9 protein-coding genes and 1 pseudogene are annotated in these 9,951 nt (G+C 68.9%); 5 read left to right on the forward strand and 5 right to left on the reverse strand.

The window, feature by feature from the left end; translation table 11 throughout:
- Positions 1 to 31: 31 nt before the first annotated feature.
- The 4 genes from ACFV6H_RS18605 to ACFV6H_RS18620 are packed head-to-tail and all read right to left on the reverse strand — an operon-like array spanning position 32 to position 4,424.
- Entirely contained in the window at positions 32 to 1,771 is a 1,740-nt protein-coding gene (locus ACFV6H_RS18605; protein WP_384988169.1) for a CocE/NonD family hydrolase, read from the reverse strand.
- Positions 1,768 to 2,112, reverse strand: coding sequence for a hypothetical protein (locus tag ACFV6H_RS18610; RefSeq protein WP_384988167.1), 345 nt, complete (start codon positions 2,110 to 2,112; stop codon positions 1,768 to 1,770). Before ACFV6H_RS18610 ends, ACFV6H_RS18605 begins: the two co-directional genes overlap by 4 nt.
- A gap of 1 nt (position 2,113) precedes the next feature.
- Positions 2,114 to 3,481 (reverse strand): acyclic terpene utilization AtuA family protein, encoded by a 1,368-nt coding sequence (locus ACFV6H_RS18615; RefSeq protein WP_385543080.1) that lies wholly within the window; start codon positions 3,479 to 3,481, stop codon positions 2,114 to 2,116.
- A 37-nt stretch (positions 3,482 to 3,518) separates the two neighbouring features.
- Positions 3,519 to 4,424, reverse strand: a complete 906-nt coding sequence (locus ACFV6H_RS18620; RefSeq protein ID WP_384988163.1) for a LysR substrate-binding domain-containing protein — start codon at positions 4,422 to 4,424, stop codon at positions 3,519 to 3,521.
- Positions 4,425 to 4,493: 69 nt separating this feature from the next.
- Here ACFV6H_RS18620 and ACFV6H_RS18625 point away from each other — a divergent pair, with 69 nt between their 5' ends.
- The gene (locus ACFV6H_RS18625) at positions 4,494 to 6,062 is read left to right on the forward strand and encodes an MFS transporter (RefSeq protein ID WP_384988161.1); all 1,569 of its coding nucleotides are present in this window, start codon (positions 4,494 to 4,496) and stop codon (positions 6,060 to 6,062) included.
- Between the two features lie 590 nt (positions 6,063 to 6,652).
- Here the strand turns inward: ACFV6H_RS18625 and ACFV6H_RS18630 are convergent.
- Entirely contained in the window at positions 6,653 to 6,922 is a 270-nt protein-coding gene (locus ACFV6H_RS18630; protein WP_385543114.1) for a hypothetical protein, read from the reverse strand.
- On the opposite strand from ACFV6H_RS18630, the gene ACFV6H_RS18635 reads away from it, so the two are divergent.
- From ACFV6H_RS18635 to ACFV6H_RS18650, 4 genes and pseudogenes are all read left to right on the forward strand, one after another.
- A complete protein-coding gene (locus ACFV6H_RS18635) occupies positions 6,917 to 7,777 on the forward strand; it encodes an MFS transporter (protein ID WP_385543111.1) in 861 nt (286 codons plus the stop codon). The two genes, ACFV6H_RS18630 and ACFV6H_RS18635, sit on opposite strands and share 6 nt — an antisense overlap.
- Entirely contained in the window at positions 7,774 to 8,088 is a 315-nt protein-coding gene (locus tag ACFV6H_RS18640; RefSeq protein WP_385543084.1) for a hypothetical protein, read from the forward strand. The genes ACFV6H_RS18635 and ACFV6H_RS18640 overlap by 4 nt, the downstream gene beginning before the upstream one ends.
- Positions 8,058 to 8,201 (forward strand): hypothetical protein, encoded by a 144-nt coding sequence (locus ACFV6H_RS18645; protein WP_384988159.1) that lies wholly within the window; start codon positions 8,058 to 8,060, stop codon positions 8,199 to 8,201. Before ACFV6H_RS18640 ends, ACFV6H_RS18645 begins: the two co-directional genes overlap by 31 nt.
- A 61-nt stretch (positions 8,202 to 8,262) precedes the next feature.
- A pseudogene (locus tag ACFV6H_RS18650) lies at positions 8,263 to 9,786 on the forward strand (ISAzo13 family transposase).
- The last annotated feature ends 165 nt before the right edge of the window (positions 9,787 to 9,951 follow it).

Here is a 9,951-nt window from a genome sequence, read left to right on the forward strand (position 1 = left end):
GTTCGAAGGGCGTGGGTGAGGGATACGGCTGTCACCGGGGGATCACCGGGAGCACGATGCTGCTCGGCCCGGTGGGGCCGCAGTGGACGATCTGGTGGGCGACGCGAATGTCGGCGTCGGTATCCACCCCCAGGGGGCGGCCAGTGTTCGGGTTCGGCTCCCACTCGGGAAAACTGCTCGAGGAGATCCGGACGCCGATCCGGTGGCCGGCAGTGATGACCGCGCTCGTGGCGGCCAGGTCGATGGTGTAGTGGTAGGCCGCGTGCGGGATCAGCGGCATCGTGATCGCGGCATGGCGGGCCCGGACGGCCCCCTCGCACAGGTTGATCATGCGCCCGTCGGGGTGGACGTCGACCAGGATCGCGGTGAAGTCGGTGTCCGGGGCGTCGGTCGAAGCCCACAGGTCCATCGTGACGGGCCCGGTCAGCTCCGTGTCTTCGGTCAGGACGGGAGAGGTGTAGGTCAGCACGTCGTCGCGATTCCCGACAGCGCGCTGGTCGAAAGGACCTGGGCTTTCCCCTGCGGCGCCCAGCAGCCGTCCGCCGACGGTCGGGACGGGGTCGCCGGGGTCGTAGGTGTAGTTGTCCCCGCCGCCGGCGAGGGGTTCGGTCGGCAGCAGTTGTCCGGCCTCGTGGAGGAACCAGCGGGTGAAGCGGGTACGGGCCAAGGGCCATTCCTGCTCGTCGCGCCAGACATTGTCGCCCATGACGAAGATCCGTACCGGGGCGAAGTCGGCGCCGCGCTGCCCGGACAGGTGCCGCTTGAACCAGTCCGCACGCACCCGGGTGAGGTCGACCACCGCGTCGGGGCCGAAGTCGACCTCTCCGACGATGCGGGCACTGGGGTTGCCGTGCTCCCACGGGCCGACGATCAGGCGCTGTTCCTGGCGCGCTTGTGCGGTGGGCGCCTGCCGCTGCATGCCGGTGAAGTGGCGCAGGGTGGCACCGAGGTGGATGTCGTACCAGCTGCCGATGTGCAGGGCGGGCAGGTCGATCACGCCGTAGTGTGTGGTGGGGTTGACCCGCAGCCAGTGGGAGTCGGTGCGGGACTCGTGTTCGAACAGTTCGTCGAGCCAGGTCGCGCGCCCGTGCCAGATGGGGTTGTCACGCAGGGGCCGGGTCCGCAGGATCTTCTCGACTGCGGCCCGCAGTTGACGGCGGGTCTCGGCGAGGCCGTCCCGGTCGTCGCTGTGCTCGAGGTCGTAGGCGCGGGCCGAGAGGTCCCGTAGTTGGGCGAGCTCGTCGTCGTCGATGCCCCATTCCTGCGCCATCTGCGCCACGACGAACACCGACCAGCCCAGGCGCAGGGCGAGCCGGAACGAGCCGCCGCTGTCGAACATGCCCTCCCAGTAGTCGGCTGCGCAGACCTCGGGGGCGAGGGTCGTCAGGTGCGGTGGTCGGGCCTGCGCGGCGAGCCACTGGGCGTTGCCGGAGTAGGACCGGCCGAACATACCCACGCGGCCGTTGCACCAGGGTTGTTCTGCCGTCCACTCGACAGCGTCGTAGCCGTCGTCGACGTCGCTGTGGAGGTAGGTCCATTCCCCTTCGGAGCCGAACCGGCCCCGGCAGTGCTGGGCGACCACGGCAAAGCCCTCGGCCGCGAGTCGCTCCGGGCAGGCGGCCTGGATGACCTGGTTCGCGTAGGGGGTGCGGATCAGGAGCGCGGGCAGCGGCTCGTGGGTGGCCGGGCGCCAGATGTCGGTCAGCAACCGGGCGCCGTCGCGCATGGTGACCGGCACGTCGCGCTCCACGATCAGATCGCTCGGTGTCATTCTGCCTGCTCCTGCGGCTGGTCGGGGTGGATGAGGGTCGCGGCTGGTATCTCCATCTCCAGGAGCGAGGACGACAGGCTCTTGCCGTGGAGGTCGAGCTCGGGGGTGCGGGTGACACCGCCGAGGGTGTCATGCAGCACGAACTTCAGGGCGTGCAGCTGCGGGAGTGCGTAGCGCCGGACTTCGCCGCAGGCGATGTCGGCGAAGTGCCGGCGCACGCGGGCTTCGGTGACGTAGGCGGCCAGTGCCGGATAGTCCTCGGGCCGGTAGGCGATCAGGGTCAGGTCCGAGGTGGTTCCCTTGTCACCGGCGCGGGCGTGTGCGAGCTCGTGGAGAAGCACGTCAGACCTCCAGGACGGTCACGTCGGTTGTCACCAGTTCTCTTGGCAGCAGCACGGAGGCGATCGCGACCACCTGTTCGGTGCGCCGCGCGGCGCCGCCTCCTCCGGTGGGCCCGTTCAGCCAAAGGCTGCTGACCTCCCGGCCGATCCGGATGGCGGCCTCGAGGGTCTGGGTGCGGCCCGCGACGCGGACGCGGACCTCGACCGGTTCGACGTGGTTGCCGACGGGTCCGCGGTGTATGGAGTCGACGCCGATCAGTTCGAACCGTGTGTCGGCCAGGGGTTGCCGGGCTTGTTCGAGCCGGTCGCGGACGACCTCGAGTGCCAGGCGGCCGCGTGCCTGGGCGTTGGGCCCGGCGTAGGAGATCTGGCCTTCGCCGAGGTATCCGTCGAGATAGCCGACGGAGACCTTGAGCTGTGCGGGTCGAGGGAAGCCGGTGGCGCCGGTGACGCGTACGCGGTCGGGCCCGGTCTGCTCCAGGTGGACCCCGGAGAAGTCAGCGACGGCGTCGGCGGAGACGTAGGCGGCCGGGTCGTGCACTTCATAGAGGAGCTGTTCGGTGCAGGTGCGCACGTCCACGAGCCCGCCGGACCCGGCGACCTTGGTCACCGCGAAGGTTCCGTCCGGGCAGACCTCGGCGATCGGGAACCCGAGGCGGGACAGTGCAGGCACCTCCTTGTAGCCGGGATCGGCGAAGTAGCCGCCGGTGACCTGGCCCGCGCATTCCAGCAGGTGGCCGACACAGATGCCTTTGCCGATCAGATCCCAGTCGTCCGCAGCCCACCCGAATTCGTGGACCAGCGGCGCGAGATACAAGGACGGGTCGGCTATCCGGCCGCTGATCACGACGTCCGCACCGAGCGTCAGAGCCCGAACGAGCGGTTCGGAGCCCACGTAGGCGTTGGCTGACAGCACCGCGTCTCCGAGCAAGGCGGCGGTGCCCTCGCGATCGGTGAAGGCGAGGTCGCTTCCGGCGACCAGGCTGAGGACGTCGTCGCCGGTGACCGCGGCGATGGTCAGGCCGTCGAGGCCGGCCTGTTTGGCGATGCCGGCCACGGCCTGGGCCGCGGCTAGCGGATTGGCCGCCCCCATGTTGGTGATGATTCTCGTGCCCCGGGCGACACAGGCAGGGAGCACCGCCGCCATGCGCTCCGTGAGCCATTCGTTGTACCCGGCGCCGGGATCGAGGAGTCGATCCCGCTGGGCCAAAGCGATGGTCCGCTCCGCCAGGCACTCGAAGACGAGATAGTCGAGGTCGCCGCGCTCGGCCAGTTCCACCGCCGGCTCCAGCCGGTCGTCGGCGAATCCGGCGCCCGAGCCGATCCTGATGTTGGGCATGGCTTCAGTCTGGCCAGACGACCTCGCCATAACAAATATATATCAGGCATAAATTAATGCTTTCTCACTATGTATCGAGACTGCCTCCGAGGACCTGCGCGACGACCCGGTCGATCAGACGCTGGACCGTCTCCGGGGTGCGGCGGTTGGCCTGCTGGTGGACCGCGATCCTGCGCCTGATCGAGGGTTCGCCCAGCGGCCGCGTGACCAGGGGCCCGGAGGGCATCAGGGCCAGCGCCAGCTCCGGTATGGCGCTCACACCCAGGCCTGCAGAGATCATGCCGCCAGCGGTGGCAACGGTTCCCGCCTCCAGCCTGTGCCGCGGCTCGACTCCGGCCTGTGCGAGCCCGAGGTCCACCAGCCGCCGGATGCTGCTGCCCGGGCCGAAGGCGATGAACGGCTCGCCGGCCAGGTCCGTCCAGGCCACCCGGACCTGGTCGGCCAGGGCGTGCCCGCGCGGGAGCACCGCGACCAGCGGATCGTCCAGCAGGGGCCGCATCGACAGCCCCGCCGACGCGGGACCGACCTCGGCGATTGCGAAGTCGGCGCTTCCGTCGCGCAACGCCTCCAGCACCTGCTCGCTGGTGCCGTCGACGAGACGGACCTGCACGCCGGGATTCTCCTCGAGGAAGCCTGCGACGACCGCGGGCAGGATGACGGCGGCCACGGATGGCAGGGTCGCCACGGTCACCTGGCCGCGCCGTCCCGACTGGTAGTCCGCAAACCAGTCCAGGCTGCGCCGGTACGCCTCGAGGATCTCGGTCGCGACAGCGAAGAACTCCTCGCCCGCCTCGGTCAGCTCGACCGACCGGGTGGTGCGCACCAGCAGGACCGCATGAAGTTTCCGCTCGAGTTCCGTCACGGTCCGGCTGATCGCCGGCTGGCTCACCAGCAGCTCGTTCGCCGCGCCCGTGAACGAGCAGCTGCGGGCCACCGCGCTGAAGATCTCGAGCTGGCGGAGGGTGATGTCCATAGCTTGAAGTTATCAGTCAGCCCTGAATTTATATTTGTAATCGGGGTCACACGGCTCAAAGATGCGCCTATGACGACACCCGTAGAAGTGGAAAGTCCAGGTATCGCACCGTCCCGTGGCTCTTTGCGGGGCAGGCCGTGGCCGACACTGATCGCCGCGCTTCTAGGGGCGATCCTCTTCTCACTGGAAAGCTCGCTCGGCAGCATCGCGCTGCCGACGATACAAAGGAGCCTCGGCGCCTCGCTGAGCGACATCCAATGGATCATCAACTCCTATGTGCTCGCTCTGGCGATCGCCCTCATCCCGGCCGGAAAGCTCGGCGACCGGCTGGGACACCGCACCACGTTCCTGATCGGCGTCGCCGGGTTCACCGCGGCGTGCGGAGCGATCAGCGCGTCGGCGAGCATCACCCTCATCCTTGTCTCCCGAGTCTTCCAGGGCCTGTTCGGCGCACTGATCATGCCCTCGGCGCTCGGCCTGCTCCGCGGAGCCTTCCCCGGTCGCAGGCTGACGACCGCCATCGGCGTGTGGGGATCCGCGATCGGAGCCGGTGTCGCAGCCGGACCGGTCCTGGGCGGTCTCCTGGTCGAGCACTTCGGCTGGCGATCGGTGTTCGTGGCGCTCCTGCCCCTCGGCGCCGTGGCGGCCGTCTACGGAGCCGTGGTTCTAGCCGCCACAGCGGTCAACCGCACGCGCCAGTCCTTCGACGTCCCCGGCATCGTGCTGCTGTCCGGTGGACTGTTCTGCCTGGTCTGGGCGCTGGTCAACGCCAGCACCTGGACCTGGGGCTCCTCGCGGACCCTCGCCTTCCTCGGCGCAGCGGTCGTGGCCTTCCTCCTCCTGGGCCTGTGGGAGCACCGGGCGCGCGAGCCGTTCCTGCCGCCGCGCCTGTTCAGATCCCCCTCACTGGTCTGCGCCGTAGTACTGATCATGCTTCAGTACTTCGCGTTCGTCGGCGGCCTGTTCTTCCTGTCGTTCTACCTGCAGAATCTGCAGGGCCACAGCCCGGTGGTGACAGGCCTTCGGCTCATGCCGCTGACCGCGGTCCTCGTCGTGGCCTGCCCGGCGGTCGCCGCGCTCATCGCCAAAGTCGGGCCGCGTATCCCCATGACCGGCGGCATCTTGCTGACTGCAGCCGCACTGTGGGGGTTGTCGTCGCTGAAGGCGACGAGCGGGGCGCTGCCCATCGGAGGCTGGCTCACGCTCCTGGGCGTCGGGCTCGCCCCGGTCGTCGTGGGTGGAACCGACATCGTCGTCGGCAAGGCTCCCGCCGACCTGGCCGGTGTGGGCGGTGCGCTCGGACAGGTGGCCCAGCAGGTCGGCACCAGCTTGGGCACTGCCGTCCTGGGCGCCATGATGGCCACCCGCGTCGGCGATGTCTTTCCGCGCCAGTGGACCGCATCCCATCTCCCGCCCCTGCCCGGCAGCGCCACAGCGGGGCTCGAGCGAGCCGCGGAGGTGGGCTTCGCACCCCCGGCTTCGCCCAGCATGCCACCCCAGATGAGCGAGGCGATCACCAACGTCATCCATGCCTCGTTCCTGTCCGGGATGAGCTGGGCCATGACCGGCGCGGCCATCGTCGCCGTGGTGGCCGCCAGCATCGCCCTCCTCATCAAGCCCGCCGACCGCACCCAGTAGCCAGGCCCCGCAAGCAAGCCGCACAAACCCGTCACACGCAGGGCGGTGGCCGGTCACACCACCCGACGGGTGGGTCCCCTCTCCCCCGGTACTGGACGCCACCGGTGAAGGACGGAGCCGGTCGGCCGTTCTGGGATGACGGCCCGAACGACGGCGCGCTGGATCTCCATCCAGCTCGCCGTCGTCACGGTCAAGCCGGCTTGGCCGGCCGTGGCGCCGAGCCTTCCCGGATGTGCGCGCCACGGCGCGACTGCGGAAGCGGCGGGGCCGTGGAACTTGATTGCCGGTCGTCGCCACCGGCCTGCCCCTGATCGAAGAGTGTTGGGTGCGGTCGGTTTCAGGGACCGGGCAGCCTCCAGCGCAGACCGTAGCCCCGCACGGGCGGCCCTGGCGGACACCAGTTGATCCACGGCGGCCTCGCTAGCTTCGCCGCCGCCCAGTCCCACGACCCGCACCTGGGCAAACTCACACGCGTGCAGCGTCCGAACCGCCTGCCCGTGACTGGTGCGGCCTGTCGATCGACGCGTCCGACCTCACCCTCACCCCGACGGACCCGTCTGCGCAACGGCCCACACCACCGGGCTGCGGATTCAGTGTCCCGACCAGAGCAGCCGCCGCAGCATGCGGATGAAGTCGTCGTGACGCTCGGGCTGCTCCGGGCTGTGGAGGCTGGCAAACAGGCACTGGGACAAGTCCCCGCCGATCGCGGCGCCGATCACCGTCATCAGAGGATGGCCCTGGGGCAGGCCGGTCTCGGCGGCGAAGGCCGCTCCCACAAGGGAAACAGCCTCGGTGATCTCGGCCGTGCCCATGGACCGCAGGCCCGGATTGGCGTCGTACATCGCGCCCGTGAGTTGCATCAGCTCCGGATCGAGGTACCCGCGCTCGGCGGAGAGCCACCGGTCGACGCCCTCGGTGAAGGTGAGGCCCGGATCGTCCCGGTAGACCGACTGCAGTGGGTGGTGGTCGGCTTCAACGTGACGTTCGCGTCGCTGATGCTGGCCTTCGGCACCCTCGCCGACCGCGTCGGCCGCCGCCGCATCTTCCTTTTCGGGATCAGCCTGTTCTCCGCCGTAGTGTGCACCTTCGCGGGATCGATCCTGGTCCTGGACATCGCACGAGCCGTCGGTGGCATCGGGGCAAGCGCGACCCTGACAGCCGGATCCGCCCTCATCACATCCCGGTTCCACGGACATGACCGTGTCCGCGCCTTCGGGATCTCCGGCACCGCAATCGGGGCTGGACTGGCCTTCGGCCCTCTCATCTCCGGTGCAGTCGACTCCGCCATGGGCTGGCGCGGCGTATTCGCCATACCCGCGCCCCTCGGGCTCCTCGTGGCCCTCGTGGCACGCCTACCCGTCGAAAAGCGGCACCCGACACCGATGTTCGACCTGTCCTTGCTGCGGCACTCCCGATTCATGGGCGTCAGCCTCGCCGCCATGGCCCTCGCTTTCAGCCTTTTGCCGCTCCTGACACTGCTGCCCACCTACTTCAGCGCCGTTCACGTCTACAGCGCGCGGCACGCCGGAGGAGTCCTGCTGCTGTTCACCGCCCCGATGGTGCTCATGCCGATGTTCGCCGGCCCGATCAACCGGGTGCTGTCCACCCGGACCCAGCTCATCATCGCCATGCTGCTCGTCGCCGGCGGCATGACCTGGCTGACAGTGATCGGGGCAGTACCGGCACCGGCGCTCTGGTCGGCCCGCTGCTGGTGACCGGCATCGGCTACGGCGGCACCCTGGCCATCCTGGATGGTGCCGCCATCTCCAGCGTGGAGCTGCCCAAGGCTGGCGTGGCCACCGGCATGTACAACGCCTTCCGGCTCACCGGCGACACCGCCGCCTCGGCCATCGGCGGCTCCCTGTTGGTCACCGTCACCGCAGCCCAACTGGCGGGCAAGGTGGCAAATCCCGACGCCGTCACCGAACAACTCAACGGCGGCATCCACACACCCTGCCCGCGGCGACTGCAGCCTTCTCCAGCGCCCTACACTCCGTGCTCTGGCTCGGCGCCGCCCTCGCCCTGATCACCGTCCCCGTCCTGCTGCGCACCATGCGCCCGCAGGCATCGCCCACGCTTGTCGTGGCCCGCTCCGAGACCGCAATCGCCGAAGAGCCCGCCGCCGAGCAGATGTACTGACCCCTAAGGGCTTGCAGATCATCAAGGTGTTGCTTCCCGGCCCATGGCTCGTTGATGTGGTATGCGTATCCCGGATGAGATCTGTAGCCAACTTGCCGTGAAGTTCGCGGTGCTGTTCCCACACTTGGATGAGCGGCAGCGACGGCTGCTGATGGCCGCAGAGGCCCGTGTCCTGGAACACGGTGGTGTCCGGGCCGTCGCGCGGGCGGCCTCGGAGAGTGAGACCACGGTCCGCAAGGGCGTGTTCGAGTTGGAGGCCAGCGAGGAACCACTGGGGCGGGTGCGGCGGCCGGGCGGAGGCCGCAAGAAAGTCGCAGATCTCGATCTGGGGCTGCGGCCGGCGCTGCTGGCGCTGGTCGAGCCGGACGAGCGCGGCGATCCGATGTCGCCGCTGCGGTGGACGGTGAAGTCGACCCGCACGCTGGCGCGGGAGCTGACCCGGACCGGGCACAAAGTCAGTGCGGACACCGTCGCAGACCTGCTGCGGGAGGAAGGCTTCAGTCTGCAGGCCAATGCCAAGACCATCGAGGGAAGCCAACATCCGGACCGGGATGCCCAGTTCCGCTATCTCAACGAGCAGGCCCGTGATCACCGAAACACCGGCCAACCGGTGATCAGCGTGGACACCAAGAAGAATGAGCTCGTCGGCGAGTTCAGGAACAACGGCCGCCAGTGGCGGCCTGCGGCTGATCCGGTGCCGGTGAACGTCCATGACTTCGCCGACCCGCAGCTGGGCAAAGCCGTCCCGTACGGGATCTACGATCTCGCGGCGAACACCGGCTGGGTCAACGTGGGCACCGATCACGACACCGCCGCGTTCGCAGTGGAATCGATACGCCGCTGGTGGTGCGGCCAGGGCCGGGCCGCCTACCCGCAGGCAACACGACTGCTCATCACCGCCGACGCGGGCGGCTCGAACGGCTACCGCACCCGGGCCTGGAAGCTTGAACTCGCCCGGCTTGCGGCCGAAACAGGGTTGACGAACACCGTGCGCCACCTGCCGCCGGGCACATCGAAGTGGAACAAGGTCGAGCATCGGCTCTTCTCGCACATCACCATGAACTGGCGTGGCCGCCCGCTGACCAGCCATGAAGTCATTGTCCGAACTGGACACCAACATCTACCCAACCGGAGTCCAGATCGGCGACGCGGAGATGGCATCCCTGCCACTGACCCGACACGCCTTCCGTGGCGACTGGAGCTACGCTGTGCACCACCAGCCGTGCCTGCCATCCCAGCGCCCCGTGCTCCGCAGAAGCCGGTCCCGGAGTGGGACCACGCTCTCCTGTCCGACCCCGTGCTGACCGGCATGTCCCGCCAGCAACTGAGCAGTCTCACCGACACTTTGGCCGTCGACGGCGACGTCAAGCGCGGCCGCCCGCCCCGGCTCGCCTTCCCCGACCAGGTCCTGGCAGCCGTTCTTCACCTGCGGGTCGCGCTGGCCGCGGAACCCCTCGCGGTGCCGTTCGACAGCAGTCGGACCGCTATGCATCGCACCCTGCTGAAGATCAGGAAGCTGCTCAAGGCGCACAGCATCGTCATCCCGCCGGCGGCCACTCCGCCCTCCGCCCTCACCGCCCTCTAGGCTCGGGTTCGAGCCCAGAGTGGCGACTCCAGCAGCATGATCAAGACAACGTGTTAATGACCTGCAAGCCCTTAGTACTCCAGCGGGATTTCGTGTCCTGGGCTGGGACCGTTCGTTGTACGGGGTGTGGCGGGGACTGTTGAAGTAGACGTGTGGGCAGCCGAG

The sequence above is a fragment of the Streptomyces sp. NPDC059743 genome (genome assembly GCF_042732975.1).
In the GTDB taxonomy this organism is placed as follows: Bacteria; Actinomycetota; Actinomycetes; order Streptomycetales; family Streptomycetaceae; genus Streptomyces.